14 protein-coding genes are annotated in these 15,899 nt (G+C 60.1%); 7 read left to right on the forward strand and 7 right to left on the reverse strand.

Features of this window, described 5'->3' with window-relative positions; translation table 11 throughout:
• Positions 1-305 precede the first annotated feature (305 nt).
• From DXX3274_RS19430 to DXX3274_RS19455, 6 genes are read left to right on the forward strand one after another with little or no spacing between them, the layout of a single operon-like run.
• Positions 306-1,682, forward strand: coding sequence for an LLM class flavin-dependent oxidoreductase (locus tag DXX3274_RS19430; RefSeq protein ID WP_042862228.1), 1,377 nt, complete (start codon positions 306-308; stop codon positions 1,680-1,682).
• A complete protein-coding gene (locus DXX3274_RS19435) occupies positions 1,679-2,599 on the forward strand; it encodes an ABC transporter substrate-binding protein (protein WP_042861198.1) in 921 nt (306 codons plus the stop codon). Before DXX3274_RS19430 ends, DXX3274_RS19435 begins: the two co-directional genes overlap by 4 nt.
• 46 nt (positions 2,600-2,645) lie before the next feature.
• Complete coding sequence (locus tag DXX3274_RS19440) at positions 2,646-3,593, forward strand: ABC transporter substrate-binding protein (RefSeq protein WP_042861199.1); 948 nt, start codon at positions 2,646-2,648, stop codon at positions 3,591-3,593.
• Positions 3,594-3,622: 29 nt separating this feature from the next.
• Positions 3,623-4,168, forward strand: a complete 546-nt coding sequence (locus tag DXX3274_RS19445; protein WP_042861201.1) for a GNAT family N-acetyltransferase — start codon at positions 3,623-3,625, stop codon at positions 4,166-4,168.
• A 12-nt stretch (positions 4,169-4,180) separates the two neighbouring features.
• Positions 4,181-5,122 carry an amino acid ABC transporter permease gene (locus DXX3274_RS19450; RefSeq protein WP_042861203.1) on the forward strand — a complete coding sequence of 314 codons (942 nt, stop codon included), beginning with the start codon at positions 4,181-4,183 and terminating at the stop codon, positions 5,120-5,122.
• 18 nt (positions 5,123-5,140) lie between these two features.
• On the forward strand, positions 5,141-5,959 hold the full coding sequence (locus DXX3274_RS19455; RefSeq protein WP_039693163.1) for an amino acid ABC transporter ATP-binding protein: 819 nt from the start codon (positions 5,141-5,143) through the stop codon (positions 5,957-5,959).
• A gap of 60 nt (positions 5,960-6,019) precedes the next feature.
• Here DXX3274_RS19455 and DXX3274_RS19460 read toward each other — a convergent pair whose 3' ends face one another.
• From DXX3274_RS19460 to DXX3274_RS19485, 6 genes are all read right to left on the reverse strand, one after another.
• Positions 6,020-7,030 carry an alpha/beta hydrolase gene (locus DXX3274_RS19460; protein WP_042861205.1) on the reverse strand — a complete coding sequence of 337 codons (1,011 nt, stop codon included), beginning with the start codon at positions 7,028-7,030 and terminating at the stop codon, positions 6,020-6,022.
• A gap of 72 nt (positions 7,031-7,102) precedes the next feature.
• Positions 7,103-7,528, reverse strand: coding sequence for an organic hydroperoxide resistance protein (locus tag DXX3274_RS19465; RefSeq protein ID WP_042861207.1), 426 nt, complete (start codon positions 7,526-7,528; stop codon positions 7,103-7,105).
• Between the two features lie 121 nt (positions 7,529-7,649).
• On the reverse strand, positions 7,650-8,120 hold the full coding sequence (locus tag DXX3274_RS19470) for a MarR family winged helix-turn-helix transcriptional regulator (protein ID WP_042861209.1): 471 nt from the start codon (positions 8,118-8,120) through the stop codon (positions 7,650-7,652).
• A 183-nt stretch (positions 8,121-8,303) separates the two neighbouring features.
• Positions 8,304-9,827: a p-aminobenzoyl-glutamate transporter gene (abgT, locus tag DXX3274_RS19475; RefSeq protein WP_042861211.1), complete on the reverse strand. Its 1,524-nt coding sequence runs from the start codon at positions 9,825-9,827 to the stop codon at positions 8,304-8,306.
• 246 nt (positions 9,828-10,073) lie between these two features.
• A complete protein-coding gene (locus DXX3274_RS19480) occupies positions 10,074-11,525 on the reverse strand; it encodes a M20 family metallopeptidase (RefSeq protein ID WP_042861213.1) in 1,452 nt (483 codons plus the stop codon).
• Positions 11,522-12,853 carry a M20 family metallo-hydrolase gene (locus DXX3274_RS19485; protein ID WP_042861215.1) on the reverse strand — a complete coding sequence of 444 codons (1,332 nt, stop codon included), beginning with the start codon at positions 12,851-12,853 and terminating at the stop codon, positions 11,522-11,524. Before DXX3274_RS19485 ends, DXX3274_RS19480 begins: the two co-directional genes overlap by 4 nt.
• A gap of 160 nt (positions 12,854-13,013) precedes the next feature.
• Between DXX3274_RS19485 and DXX3274_RS19490 the strand changes: the two genes are divergently transcribed.
• Complete coding sequence (locus DXX3274_RS19490; protein WP_042861216.1) at positions 13,014-13,910, forward strand: LysR family transcriptional regulator; 897 nt, start codon at positions 13,014-13,016, stop codon at positions 13,908-13,910.
• A 178-nt stretch (positions 13,911-14,088) separates the two neighbouring features.
• Here the strand turns inward: DXX3274_RS19490 and DXX3274_RS19495 are convergent, their stop codons facing one another.
• Entirely contained in the window at positions 14,089-15,759 is a 1,671-nt protein-coding gene (locus DXX3274_RS19495) for a methyl-accepting chemotaxis protein (protein WP_042861218.1), read from the reverse strand.
• Between the last annotated feature and the right edge of the window lie 140 nt (positions 15,760-15,899).

Consider the following 15,899-nt stretch of genomic DNA (forward strand, 5'->3'; position numbering starts at 1 on the left):
ATAATCAGCGTAGTGAACTGCATACTTTCCTAACTTAATTTTCATTCTGCTCATGTTCGAAAAATAGGCGCACGCCATAAGCATCAATTTCAATTCCTGAATAAACAAATCACAAAACCCCCTGAGACATTTTTTTGCTTTGTCATATTCAATTTTGTTGTTTTACATCCTGTATCCTCTCATCAATAGTATTTTTCAGTTTTGTTAACCCTCTATTAACCACCTGAACATGAGGTTTCTCCGGCACCTTATCCGTGCCGGAGACGGGTTTCTTTTCGCCAAATTTCGCTGTAGGGAGCATGCTGATGAGTGAAAAAACGATTCCCCGACAAAAGACGAGTCCTGACCAGCGTCAGCTGAGGCTGGGCGTGATATTGCAGGGCGCGGCCGGAAACATGTCGGCCTGGCGGCACGGCAATGTGGTGCCGGACGCCAGCATCAACTTCGGGTTTGTGCTGGATACCGTGAAAAAAGCCGAACAGGGGAAATTCGACTTCGCCTTCGTGGCTGACGGCCTGTACATCAACGAGAAGTCCATTCCCCACTTTCTCAACCGGTTCGAACCGCTGACGCTGTTGTCGGCGCTGGCGGCGTCAACCCATCACATCGGCCTGGTCGGCACCCTGTCCACCTCCTATAGCGAGCCGTTCACCACCGCGCGGCAGTTCGCCAGCCTCGACCATTTGAGCCACGGTCGCGCCGGCTGGAACGTGGTGACCTCGCCGCTGGAAGGATCGGCGAAAAACTTCTCGCGCGCCCAGCACCCGGAACACGCCCTGCGCTATCGCATCGCCGATGAATTTCTGCAGGTGGTGAAAGGGCTGTGGGACTCCTGGGAAGACGATGCGTTTATCCGCGACAAAGCCAGCGGCCGCTTCTTCGACCCGCAGAAACTGCATACCCTGAATCATCAGGGGGAATTTTTCTCGGTCGCCGGACCGCTGAACATCGGCCGCACGCCGCAGGGCCGCCCGATTATCTTTCAGGCCGGCGCGTCGGATGACGGCAAGAAACTGGCCGCCAGCCACGCCGATGCCATTTTCACCCACCAGCACACGCTGGCGGAAGCGCAGGCGTTTTACCACGACGTCAAGCAACAACTGGTGGAACAAGGGCGGCGCGAAGACCAGTTGCACATCTTTCAGGGCGTCAGCGTACTGGTGGGCGACAACGCGGAAGACGTGGAACGCCAGTATCAGAACACCGCCGCGCTGGTCACTATAGAAGACGCGCTGAATTACCTCGGCCGCTACTTCGAACACTACGACTTTTCGCAGCACCCGCTGGATGAACCGTTCCCGGATATCGGCGCGCTGGGCCAGAACAGTTTTCGCAGTACCACTGATGAAATCAAGCGCAACGCCCGCGAGCGCGGACTGACGCTGCGTCAGGCGGCGCTGGAAGCCACCACCCCGCGTCCGCTGTTCAGCGGCACGCCGCAACAGGTGGCGGACGGGTTGCAATTGTGGTTTGAACAGCGCGCCGCCGATGGCTTCATCATCCAGAGCGCCACGCCGGATAACTTCACCCGGTTTGTCGATCAGGTAGTACCGTTGCTGCAACAGCGCGGCCTGTTCCGCCGGGAGTACCCCGGCTACACGCTGCGGGAAAGCCTGGCGTTGGATTATCCGACCAATCGCTACGCCGCCACCCGCCAACCGGCAGAGGAAACGGCACCGTGAACGCGCGCCACGCCACGCCGCTGCTGCTTGCCGCACTGCTGTTCAGCGCTGGCGGGCACGCCGAGCCCGCCACCGTCGGGCGCATCGACCTGAAGGCCAATCAGTTGCCGGTGCGCGCGCCGGGCAACCCGCAGGCCATCGCCGAGATCCCGGCCGGGTTTACCTTTGCCGAACCCGGCACGCTGACGGTGGCGATCTCCAACCACAGTTCCCCGCCGCTGGCGTTGCTGGCGGATGACAACAAGACGCGCATCGGCAGCGATCCGGACATCGCCCGGCTGCTTGCCGACGCGCTGGGGCTGAAGCTCAAGCTGGTGCCGACTGCCTGGGAAGACTGGCCGTTGGGTATCGCCTCCGGCCGCTATGACGCCGCCATCATCAATATCGCGGTGACCAAAGCGCGCAAGGAGCGATTCGATTTCGCCACCTACCGCGTGGATACGCTGGGTTTTTACGTCAAATCCACCAGCCGGATTCAGGCGATTCGCGGGCCGGCGGATGTGGCGGGGCTGAAAGTGATTGTCGGTTCCGGCACAAATCAGGAAAACATCCTGCTGGGCTGGGATCGCCGGAATCGCGCTCAGGGTTTGCCGCCGGTACAGCCGATCTACGTGACCGACGATGCCGCCGCCAACCTGAGTATTCAGTCCGGCCGGGTGGATGCCTTTTTCGGCCCGCATTCCATCGGGGCGTACAAAGCGGCGTTGACCGGCCAGACGCGGATGGTGGGCATCGGCCCCACCGTCGCGCCGGTGGCGGTCACCACCCGTAAAGGCAACGGGCTGGCGCAGCCGATCAGCACCGCGATCAACGGCGTCATCGCCGGCGGGCAGTACGCGCAGGTGCTGGATCGCTGGGGCGAGAATGACGAAAAAGTCACACGCTCCGACGTCAATCCACGCGGTCTGGACGAATAACCCGGCTCGCACCGACCGTCGATTTTTTATGTTCAAGGAATACGCTATGCAGACTCTCGCCGTTCGTTCGTTTTACCGTCTGGTCGCCACGCTGCTCGGCGGCTGGCTGTTGCTCGGCAGCGCACAGGCCGCCGGCATCGACCTCCAAGCTAATCAGCAACCGATCCATGCGCCCAAAAACCCGCAGGCCATCGCCCAGATTCCGGCCGGATTTACCTTTGTCGAACCGGGCAAACTCACCGTCGCGGTCGCGGCATTGGGTTCCTCGCCGCCGCTGGCCTTTCTGGCGGATGACAACAAAAGCGTCATCGGCAGCGAGCCGGACATCGCCCGGTTGGTGGCCGACAGCCTCGGGCTGGAACTGAAGCTGGTATCGACGTCGTGGGAAGACTGGCCGCTGGGCGTCGCTTCCGGCAAGTACGATGTCGCCATCACCAACGTGACGGTGACCAAAGCGCGCAAAGAGCGTTTTGACTTTGCCACCTACCGCGCCGATACGCTGGGCTTCTACGTGAAATCCAGCAGCAAGATCCAATCGATCCAAAGCGCTAAAGACATCGCCGGGCTGCGGATCATCGTCGGCTCCGGCACCAATCAGGAGGCTATCCTGCTCGACTGGGACAAGCAAAACCACGCCGCCGGCCTGCCGCCGTTTCAGCCGGTCTACGTCACCGATGCCGCCGCAGCCAACCTGAGCATTCAGTCCGGCCGCGCCGACGCCACATTCGGCCCGAACGTCACCGGCGCGTACAAAGCGGCGCTGAACGGCCAAACCCGGCTGGTGGGCACGGTCAACGGCGGCTGGCCGCAGGTGGCGCACATCGCGGTGACCACCCGTAAAGGCAACGGGTTGGTGAGCGCCCTCAATACCGCGCTCAACGGCGTGATTCAGGGCGGCGAGTACGACCGGGTGCTGAACCGCTGGGGAGAAAGCGTGGAACGCATCAGCCGTTCGGAGATCAACCCGCCGGGCCTGGGCGACGCGCCGCTGTAATTCGCATCCGGCTGAACAGGGAGGACACCATGTCTGAAGAACGCTTTATTATCACCTACCCGGAAGACGCCCGCATTGCGCCGGTGCTGGACGGCCTGTTCGCCGAATACCGCCAGCGCTACGGCGATTACTTCGCCCATCGGGATCCGGAGCCGGAAGGTCTCTATCTGCAGCCGGACGGCATCTTCATTGTGCTGCTGCGCGATGAGCGGCCGATCGCCACCGGCGCACTCAAACGCTACGACGCCACCACCGCTGAACTCAAACGGATCTGGACCGACAGAACCTTGCGCCGTCAGGGGCTGGCCAAACGGGTACTGCGTGAGCTGGAACAGCACGCCCGCCGACTGGGCTACCGGGATTTATTCCTGACCACCGGTTTTCGTCAGCCGGAAGCGGTCGGCCTGTATCTGAGCGAAGGCTATCAGCCGCAGTTCGATACCCAGGTCGACCCGGAATACTACAGCCTGCCGCCGCACGATGGCCGCTTGCCGTTTCGCAAACCATTGTATGGCCGTTTCACAAACCATTGTATGGCTCGGCGCCTAACCGGGCGGCGCAACAGCAACGGGTAAAGGTATAAGCTCATGACGCAATCCATCCATCCTTCACTGCCCCAGAATCCGGCCGATGTCCCTGCCGCACCGTTGCGCGTGGTGCCGGCGCGTTATCCGCTGCGTATCGCAGGCGCACTGTTTTCGCTGTTTATTTTCGCCGGCATCGCCGAGTCGGTAGCGCTCAACAGCCGCTGGGAATGGCCGGTGTTCGCCAGCTATTTCTTTAATCCGGTGATACTGGAAGGGCTGGGGCGCACGCTGCTGCTGACGCTGCTCGGCACCCTGTTCAGCATTATCGCCGGCACCGGACTGGCGCTGGCGCGGCTGTCGTCGTCCACGTTACTCAGCACGCTGGCCTGGCTGTACATCTGGCTGTTCCGATCGCTGCCGCTGATTCTGGTGCTGATTATCCTCTACAACTTTTCGTACCTGTACGACGCGCTGGCGCTGGGCATCCCCTTCACGTCCATCGAGTTTTTCCGCTACCCGACCATTGATGTGCTCGGCCCGTTCTCCGTGGCGGTGCTGGGGCTGACGCTGGTGCAATCGGCCTATACCGCCGAAATCATCCGCGGCGGCATCCTCGGCGTCGACGCCGGACAATTTGAAGCCGCCGCCGCGCTCGGCCTGCCGGGCTACCGCCGCACCTGGCGGATTATTTTGCCGCAGGCGCTGCGTTCGATTCTGCCGACCGGTTTCAACGAAATCATCAGTCTGGCTAAAGGCACCTCGGTGGTATACGTGCTGGCGCTGCCGGAGCTGTTTTACACCGTGCAGGTGATTTACAACCGCACCCAGCAGGTGATTCCGCTGCTGATGGTCGCCACCGTCTGGTATCTGGTGATCACCAGCGTGCTGTCGGTGCTGCAATATTTCGTGGAGCGCTACGTCGCCCGCGGCGCGGTGCGGGAAATAACGCCTCATCCGCTGCGGCGGTTATTCCGGCGCCTGAGCGCGCGCCGCCGACACTGATTTTCAGGGAGAAGCAACATGTCTGAAGCCATTGATCTCTATTCCATCCCGCGTACCGCGCCCCGCGCCGTGACCGAACAAGGCCGGATCGATATTCAGGGGGTCGGCAAGTGGTTCGGCGCGCACCGGGCGCTGGATAACATCAGCCTGACGCTGCCGCCCGGTTCGGTCACGGTGATTATCGGGCCGTCCGGTTCCGGCAAGTCCACCTTGCTGCGCGCCATCAACCACCTGGAACGGGTGGACGAAGGCACCATCCGCATCGACGGCGACTACATCGGCTACCGCCGTGAAGGCGATACGCTGTACGAACTGAAAGAACGGGAGATCCTGCGCCAGCGCCTCGGGGTCGGCTACGTATTCCAGAACTTCAACCTGTTCCCGCACCTGACGGTGCTGGAGAACATTATCGAAGCGCCGCGGGTGCATCGGTTGTATCGCCGCGCGCAGGCGCAGAGCGTGGCGCTGGCGCTGCTGGACCGGGTCGGATTACGCCACAAGGCGAATGCTTACCCGCGCCACCTGTCCGGCGGGCAGCAGCAACGTATCGCCATCGCCCGCGCGCTGGCGCTGAACCCCAAGGTGATGCTGTTTGACGAACCGACCTCGGCGCTGGACCCGGAACTGGTGGGCGAAGTGCTGGACGTGATCAAGGATCTGGCACGATCGGGCGTCACGATGGTGATCGTTACCCATGAGATCGGCTTCGCGCGCGAAGTGGCGGATCGGGTGGTGTTTATGGTGGACGGCAAAATCGTGGAAAGCGGCGACGCGCATCAGGTGCTGAACCATCCGGCCCATCCGCGCACCGCCAGCTTTTTAAACAAGGTGCTCTAGCTTTAAACAAGGTGCTATAGATTGTGTCCCGATTCCCCGGCTGACGCCGGGGAGAGAGGGTTATTTCAGTCGTTCACGCAATTCGGTGGACGCCTGCAACAGTGCGGCGCGGGTGGCCGGCACGTCGCTCAACGCATTGAGCAGACCGAAGTCATGGATCATGCCGTTATAGCGCGTGACGGTAACATCCACCCCGGCGGCGTCCAGCTTACGGCCGTAGGCTTCGCCCTCGTCGCGCAGTACGTCCAGTTCGGCGGTTTGAATCAGCGCCGGCGGCAAGCCGGTCAGCTGTTCGCGGGTCGCCTGCAGCGGCGAGGCCAGAATATCGCGGCGCTGCTTGCTGTCGGTGGTGTAGGCATCCCAGAACCATTCCATCATGTTGCGGCTCAGGAAGTAACCATTCTGGAACTGCCGGTAAGACGCGGTGTTGAAGTTGGCGTCGGTCACCGGCCAGAACAGCACCTGATAACGAATACGCGGCGTACCCGCCTGTTTGGCCTGCTGCGCCACCGCCGCCACCATGTTGCCGCCCACGCTGTTGCCCGCCAGCGCCAGTCGTGAACCATCAACGCCAATGTCTTTGCCATGCTCCGCCACCCAGCGGGTCGCGGCATACGCCTGACGAATCGCCACCGGATAGTGCACTTCCGGCGATGGAGAATAATCGACGAACACCGCCGCCGCGCCGGACTGTACCACCAGATCCCGTACGAAACGCTCATGCGTCTGGTAATCCCCCAGAATCCAGCCGCCGCCGTGGAAGAACATGAACGCCGGCAGAACCCCGGTGCTGCCCGCTGGTTTAACGATGATCAGCGGGATTTTCTGGCCGTCGACGGTAATGGTTTTCTGGGTGACGTCGGCCGCCGGCAGTTTCGCACCCGCCTGCGCCGCCACCAGCACTTCGCGCGCTTCCGCCGGCGACAGCTGTTCGATCGGCTTGCCGCCGCCCGCGTTCAGTTTATCCAGAAACGCCTGCACATGACGTTCGGCATACGGCGCGTTGTTATCCGCTGCGGCGGCATTTCCCGTTACAGCGGCCAGCAAGGCCGCGACAAGACATTTTCTCATGATGAATTACCCTGGTGTTAAGTGAAAAAGAGTTTATTTTTTATTTATTTATTCACCTTATTTCTCACTGACTCAGATAACGGTCAGTTTTACATCGATGTTGCCGCGCGTCGCGTTGGAGTACGGGCAAACGATGTGCGCTTTCTGTACCAGGTCTTCCGCTACCGCACGCTCCAAACCCGGCAGAGAGATTTTCAGTTCGACTTCGATGCCGAAACCGTTCGGAATCACGCCGATCCCCACGCTGCCATTGATGGTGGTCGCCGCCGGAATCGATACTTTGTCGCGTGCGCCGACGAACTTCAGCGCCCCCAGGAAACAGGCGGAGTAACCGGCAGCAAACAGTTGCTCCGGATTGGTGCCTTCACCGCCGGCGCCGCCCAGCTCGCGCGGGGTAGTCAGTTTGACATCCAGTTGCTGGTCGGAAGAGACCGCACGTCCGTCACGACCGCCGTTAGCCTGGGCATGAGCAACATAGAGAACTTTTTCAATAGACATGGTGTGACTCCTTTTGAGTGGATTGGGTTGGCGATTTAAATCGATAAAAATTAAATCGCACACTACTTAATTGGATATAAAAAAACATAATCAACAAACGCGCATCCCACGACATCAATCATCAAATATGCCTGATGAGGCTGGCGCGCAGCGTTTCCAGATCCGTCTTGATGGCGCGTAACTGCTCGATGTTGCATTCCGCCGCGCAGAACACGCCTTCCGGCACCGCCTTCGCCTGATTCTGCAATTCACGACCGTCATCGGTCAGCTCAATCAGCACCTGACGTTCGTCTTCAGTACCGCGGCGGCGCGTCACCAGCCCTGCGGTTTGCAGGCGCTTGAGCAGCGGCGTCAGGGTGGCGGAATCCAGAAACAGACGTTCGCCCAGTTCAGATACCGTTACCCCGTCGCGCTCCCACAACACCAGCATCACCAGATACTGGGGATAGGTGAGGTTCAGCTCGGTCAGCAAGCGGCGATACAACTTGTTCATCGCCAGATTCGCCGAGTAGAGCGCAAAGCAGAGTTGGCCGTCCAGCCGGAGGGCGTCATCACTCAGTGTCGGTTTGGTGTCGGTATCTTTTCTGTTCATGGTCGCCACTCTACATCGCTCAAAATTAAATAGCAAACGATTTAGATTAAAAAATGACAAAACCCGAAGAGAAAATTCTAATGCATTGATAATAAATAAAAACCGGCGAATAGCACCGCCGGTTTACCGTCAGTTATGGTTACAGGCAGCGCTGGTTACAGCCAACGCTATGCCGTATGGCGATTATAAATGCGGATAAACACCCGGTCCGATCGGCAGCCCCAGCAGATACCACACCAGCAACAGCGCCAGCCAGACGGTAAAAAACACCAGCGGATACGGCAACACCAGCGAGTAATAGGTGCCCAGCCGCGCCGTTTTGTTATAGCGCTGCAGGAATCCGAGGAATAGCGGAATGAACGGCGACACTGGCGCCAGCGGGATCACCGACGAATCCGCCACCCGGAACACGATCTGGGCAAAGGCCGGATGAAAGCCCAGCAACATGAACATCGGCACGAAAATCGGCGCCAGAATCGACCAGATGGCCGAACCGCTGGCGATAAACATGCACAGGAACGCCGACAGGAAGATCAGCCCGACAAACGCCGGTATCCCGGTCATGCCCAGCGATTCCAGCAAGTCGGTCAACCCGATGGCGATGAACTTGCCCATGTTGCTCCAGTTGAAAAACGCCACGAACTGCGACAGCGGAAACACCATGACGATGAAACCGGCCATGCCCTTCATCGGGTCCACCATCAACTGCGGCAGATCGTTCTGGGATTTGATTTGGCCGGTGACCATGCCGTAAGGAATCGACACCACAAAGAAAAACAGAATGATCAGCGGCACAATGCCCTGAATAAACGGCGACGGCATCACGGTATGCTTGACCGGATCGCGCAGCGGCCCCCATTCCGGCACCACCAGCAACGCGACGATAGCGATGAACGCCAGCCCGGCGATACCGCTGGCGCGCAGGCCGCGATTTTGCTCCGGCGTCAACCGCGACAGATGCTCGTTGCGTTCACCCTGATAAGGCGGCAGACGCGGCTCGATGAATTTGTCGGTCAGCAGCGCCCCGGCAATGGTCAACACGACCACCGACGCCGCCATGAAAAACCAGTTATCAATCACGCTGACATGTACCGCCGGATTGATGACCTTGGCCGATTCGGTACTCAACCCGGACAACAGCACATCGGTGGTGACGATCAGCAGGTTGGCGGTAAAACCGGAACCGACGCCGGCGATCGCCGCCAGCAGACCGGCCACCGGATGACGGCCGACCGCCAGAAAAATCAGCGCCCCCAGCGGCGGCATCACCACCAGCGCGGCGTCCGACGAGATGTGGCTGAAAAACGCGATAAACAGCACCATGTAGCTGGCGTAGCGGGCGCTGACGCGCGAGGCCATCTTGTACATCAGCGTTTGCAGCAGGCCGACGCGCTCCGCCAGCCCGGCGCCCAACACCAGCGCCAGAATGGCGCCCAGCGGGGTAAAGGCGCTGAAATTCCTGATGACGTTGGGCAAAATCCATTGCAGCCCTTCTACGCTGAGCAGGTTTTTCACCCGCACCACCTCGCCGTTGGCCGGGTTGGTGGCGGTAATGCCAAACCAGGAAAACAGCGCGCTGGTCACCATCAGCGCGGCAATCAGGTATACAAACAACAGAAACGGATTGGGGATTTTGTTCCCCACCCGCTCTACCCACTGAAATAGCCCGCCCGGCTGCGGCTGACTGCTTTCCGCTGTCACACTCATGGTTTTCCCCTCTGTACTGAATTTTTATGTGGTTGTTTTGTTGTGATTTATAGGTAAAACACGGTCAGGTATCGGGCGGTGATTCACGTGTATCTCTCTGAACACATCGTTGACTCGCCCCCAAACCCTGCCGTCGGGTAATAGCGACCTTCCCCTGCTCGGTTTCTCCGCCACGTTTGCGGCGGTTGCGGGAACGACGCAACGACAGCAAACGATTGCCGGACTACGGTCAACAAACCGGGAGCATTAGCCTTGCAACGGCGATGGCTGGATACCGGCCGGGATCGGGCAGCGGTACGGCGTTTCCTGCCGTTGCTGCCGCCACTCCTGCCGACAGGCTTGCAACAACGCACTGTCGGTCAACAGCGCCAGCGCGGTGGCCGACATCACTTTCGCCGCCAGCAGCATGCCCTTGTGCGCCAGCGAAGTGCGGCCCTGCGCCACCGCCTGCCAGGTATGCAGCGGCGTGCCGAGCGCGTAGCAGGGGCTGAAGCACTGGGCGGTCGGCACCAGCCAACTGACATCCCCGACGTCGGTGGAGCCGGACAGCAACGATTCGGTCGGCGCATAGGGCGCGACCTGCGAGGTCAGCGCCTGGCCTTTCAGCGTGCGGCTGAACGCCTGACCGGCCGCGCCGCCGGTGCGGGCGATGGTCGCCAGATTGCTGGCGATATCCTCGGCGCTCAGCGTCCGGGCTATCTCAGCGGCGTACTCCTGCTCCTGCCCGCTGTATGCCGGCACGCCAAACGCCGCGACAAAGCCGTACATCGCCTGTTCCAGCGTCCGGTTGGGCACATAGTTGGAACAAGCCTTGTCGAAGCGCACCGTCAGGGTGGTGTCGGTCATCAGCGCCGCGCCGCGGGCGATATTCACCACCCGCTCGTAGATGGCTTGCGCCTGATCGATCTGCGGCGCGCGCACCAGATACAGCACTTCGGCGTCCGCCTGCACCACATTGGGCGAATGGCCGCCGGTGTCGGTCACGGCGTAATGCAGCCGTGCGTCGGGAATGATGTGCTCGCGCAGGAAATTAGCGCCGGTGTTCATCAGCGTTACCGCATCCAGCGCGCTGCGCCCCAGATGCGGCGCGGCCGCCGCGTGCGCCGCCACGCCTTTGAAACGAAAGGCGGCCTGAATGTTGGCCAGCGTCGGGGTACAGAACATGCCGCTGAAGGTTTCCGGGTGCCAGGTCAGCGCCGCGTCCACGTCATCGAACACGCCCTCGCGCGCCATGAAGGTTTTACCGGAGCCGCCCTCTTCCCCCGGGCAGCCGTAAAAGCGAATAGTGCCGGCCTGCGGGTGTTGTTCCAGCCAGGCTTTCACCGCCAGCACCCCGCCCAGCCCGGCGGTGCCGAGCAGATTGTGGCCGCAACCGTGGCCGTTGCCGCCCGCCGCCAGCGGCGACGGCGCCGCGCAACCGGCCTGCTGGCTCAACCCGGCCAGCGCGTCGAACTCGCCCAGCAGCGCTACCACCGGCTGGCCGCTGCCAAAACTGGCGACGAACGCGGTATCGATGCCGGCGATGCCGCGCTGCACGCAAAAACCCTCCGCCTCCAGCGCACCAGCCAGCCGTTCGGCCGAGTAATGCTCGGTAAAGCGGGTTTCCGGGTGATCCCAGATATCATCCGCGATGGCGGCCAGCTGTTGCGCGCGGGCGGCCAGCGTGTGGTTAACAAATCCGACGATGGCCTGGGTCATTGCGCCTCCCCAAACTCGCGGATATTGAGCGCCAGCAGCGCCAGCGTTTTCACCGCCACCGCCATCACGCTTTCGTCAAAATCGAACTTCTCGTTGTGATGCCCGGCGCTGAGTTCGGTGCCGAACACCGCGTAAGACGCCAGACCGCCGTGCGCTTTCACCCGCTCCATCAGGTAGGTGGCGTCTTCAGAACCGGCCGCGCCGTCTTTGCGGTCGATAATGTGGGTCAGTTCCCGCACCTGCTCCGCCTGACGGCGAATGAACGCCACCCATTCCGGGCTGGGCTGGCTGCACTGCGCCGCGCCCATCAACGCGATATCCACCTCAACGCCGTGCATGGCGGCCGCGCCGTCGATCACCTTCAGCGCCTGCTGATAAATAAACTCGTTGACCTCGTTGGTGGCGCCGCGGGTTTCCACTTTCATCACGGCGTGCGACGGCACCACGTTGCGCCCGGTGCCGGCCTGCAACACGCCGACGTTGATACGCGAGCTGCCGCCGCTGTGGCGAGGAATGGCATGCAGCCCCAGCGTGGCCTGCGCCGCCGCCAGCAGGGCGTTGCGGCCTTCTTCCGGTCGACCGCCGGCGTGAGACGCCACGCCGCGGTAGGCAACGTCCAGCTTGGTGGTCGCCATGAAGGTGTCGTTACCGCACACCAGATGCCCGTTCGGAATACCGGTGCCGATATGAATGGCGGTGAAATAGTCCACGTCGTCCACCACGCCCGCTTCCGCCATTGATTTACCGCCGCGGGTGCCCTCCTCCGCCGGCTGAAACAGAATTTTGATGGTGCCGCACAGGTGCTCGCGCATCGCCATCAATACCTGCGCCAGTCCCAGCCCGATAGTGGTGTGGCCGTCATGACCGCAGGCATGCATCATGCCGGCGTTGCAGGAAGCGAACCCGTCGCGGAACGGGCGGTGATCGTCCGCCAGTTGTTCGTTAAGATCGAGCGCGTCCATATCGACGCGATAGCCGATGACCGGGCCGGGGCGTCCGGTGTCCAGCGTCGCCACGATGCCGGTAAAACCGCCGGAGAAATAGGGCAGCCATTGCGGCAGCGCGCCCTGCGCCAGCGCCCGTTGTTCCTGCGCCTGCAATACCTCGTCCGGCGGCAACCCCATGCGGGCGTCGGCGTTGATGACGTCCCGCCCAAGCTTAAGCGGATAACCCAGTTGGTGCAGCGCCTCGGCGACCCGCGTGGCGGTACGAAACTCCAGCCAGCCGGATTCCGCATATTTATGCAAATCGCGGCGCGTTTCCCGCAGCCACGGAATGAGTTTTTCCACGCGTTGTGACAAATCGGAATAAAGAACGTCTGAGTGCATAAGCCTGTTTTCTCTGGTGGTGTCCTGATCGATGACGCCCGTGCAACGGGCTGTCACGTAATTGAAAAAAATGTACACAAACCCACCAGTGTGAATAAGATGTCAGGATCTTTGGCGTGATAAATCACAGTTATCACCAGAACGGCGATCAGAGAACGAGATGACTCAGAACGTAAAGCTGCATCAGTTGCAATCATTCGTAGAAGTGGCGCGCCACGGCAGCATTCGGGCCGCGTCGCGGCAACTGAATCTGTCGCAACCGGCGCTGACCAAATCCATTCAGGAGCTGGAAGCCTGTCTGGGCGCACGCCTGTTTCTGCGCCACCGCCAGGGGATGGCGCTGACCGACTGCGGCGAAGCCTATTTCCGCCACGCCAGCCTGATTATGGAAGAGTTGCGCGTGGCGCGCGAAGACATCCAGCAGCGGCTTGGGCAGGCCAGCGGACGGGTCAATATCGGGGTCGGCGCCAGCATCGCCCACACGGTGATGCCGGAGATCGTCAACCGTTTTCACCGGCTTTATCCGCAGGTCAAACTGCGCATCACCGAAGGGCAACTGGTGGCGATGATCCACGAGCTGCGGCAAGGAGAGCTGGACTTCACCGTCAATACCTACTCCGGATCGTCCTATGATAACGAACTGTTATACGAAAAACTGATGGAAAAGGAATACTGCGTGGTGGTGCGGCGCGACCACCCGATTCAACGGGCGCATTCGCTGGAGGATTTGCTGGACTACGAGTGGACCATGCCCACCCCGCGCGGCAGTTACTACAAACAGCTGTTTGACCTGTTCGCCACGCTGCCGGTCACGCCCCGGGTCAGCGTCACCTGTGAAACCCTGATGTCCAGCGTCAGTCTGGTCGCCAAAACCGACTTCGTCAGCATCCTGTCGCGGGACGTCATCCGCGACCCGATCCTCGGCGAACGCCTGCGGGTGCTGGAGCTGGACCAGCCGCTGCCCAAAGCCACCTTCTATCTGATTCAGCGTAAGGACACCATGCTGTCGCCGATGGGCGCTCAATTAGCCAAACTGTTTCGGCGCTATTGCCGGTAATCGGCGCCATACGCGCTGGCTCATGTTTTTCGCCAGACCACATGGCGGAACAGATTCCTGGTTTAACACGTCGATGACTTAACACGTCGCTGATGCAAAAAAGCGGCGACAACCCGCAGGCCGCCGCCGCTGTGAGGCTCGCGCTAAAAGCGCCGCGTGAAGTCTGACGCCAACGGGATCAGAACGACGTCCAGTCGTCGCCGGCCTTCTCCTGTCGGGATGCCGGGCTCAGATTCGCCAGCGCGGCTACCCTCCCGGCCGGTTTGAGTTCCCGACGCGCCGCCGTTGCGCCGGCCACGCCCGGCAGTTTGAATACCGAGACAATCTCGTTCAATTGATGCGCCTGTTCTTCCAGCGAAGACGAGGTTGCCGAAGACTGTTCAACCAGCGCCGCGTTCTGCTGCGTCACGCTGTCCATTTGCGTGATGGCGGTTCCCACCTGGGAAATGCCCTTGCTCTGCTCGCTGGACGCCGAGGCGATTTCCCCCATGATATCCGTCACATTGGTGACCGACTTCAGGATATCCTCCATCGATTTGCTGGCCAGCGACACCTGCTCGTAGCCGTTTTTGACGTTGTCCACCGACTCGTCGATCAGGGTTTTGATTTCCTTCGCCGCCTGAGCGCTGCGCTGGGCCAGATTTCTGACCTCGCTCGCCACCACCGCGAACCCGCGACCGGCTTCTCCGGCGCGCGCCGCTTCCACCGCCGCATTCAGCGCCAGAATATTGGTCTGGAAGGCGATACTGTCGATCACATTGATGATGTCGACGATTTTCTGCGAACTGTGGGTGATGTTCTGCATGCTGTTGCTTACCGCTTTCACCACGTCGCCGCCGTTGTCGGCCGCTTTTGACGCATCCCGCGCCAGCGAGCTGGCCTGGTGGGCGTTATCCGCGTTCTGTTTCACCACCGCGCTCAGTTGTTCCATACTGGCGGCGGTCTCACTCAGGGCGGCGGCCTGCTCTTCGGTACGAGAGGACAGATCACTGTTGCCGGCGGCGATCTCGCTGCTGCCGTGATAAATCTCGCTGGCGCTGCGGCGAATATCGGTCACCGTCTTTATCCAGTTATTCTGCATGGTGTGAACAAACGGAATTAACTGCCCAATCTCATTGCGCCCCATCTCGCCGATTGTCGAATCCAGTTGCCCGTTCGACAGGATTTGCAGATGCGCTTTCACCTTCTCCAGCGGGCGGCCCATCTGAATAGCGAGATAGCGGTCGGTTAATATCACCACGCACAACCCAACAATCATGGCGACGATCAGCGTAACCTTACACCAGTATACCCAGGCTGAAATGCGGGCCTGCGCTTCTATTTTCAGATTTTTAATAATCTGATTATATTCGTTGATGGCAGCGGTGAATTTTACTCGCAACGGGTTGTATTTCTCCCTGACGAGTTTGTCATAGACATCGTGGTTATTCTGTTTGACCGCATCCAACATCGGCACAATCGCTTCGCTGAACAGTTGATAGGAGCTATTGTAAATATCATCAATGGTGTTGCTGCTGATATTGGCGTGGTCGGTCACTTTGAACTGCGCCAGCCCGCCTTTCAGAAAATCCACGTCCGCGGTGGCGTCGTTGAGCAATGTGCGAGCGCGTTCACTGTTATTTCCAGCAATGACGGCTTCGTCCATCGACAATTTAACTTTGTAGTAACGATCGCTGGCGCCATTAATAATATCGCCGTTAGTTTGCTGCACATTCGTCAGACCAATCTCGCCGGTCAGACTATTCAGTGAATACAGAGAGAAAACTGACACCCCGCCCCATAACAAGGTAAATATGATCAGGATAGCCAGCATCATAATTTTAACCCTGACGTTACAAATAAAACTCATTTAATACCTCTCGAACATGCGATTGATTATTGGTTTTATGGCTATTGATTCGTTCTCATTTTAATTAATTGTTATCAGCCTCCTGTTATCGCAGCAGAGATGCCTGCTATATCGGCCATGCTGCCTTTTTATTTAATCGA

Source organism: Dickeya sp. NCPPB 3274, assembly GCF_000406205.1.
GTDB classification, from domain to species: domain Bacteria; phylum Pseudomonadota; class Gammaproteobacteria; order Enterobacterales; family Enterobacteriaceae; genus Dickeya; species Dickeya fangzhongdai.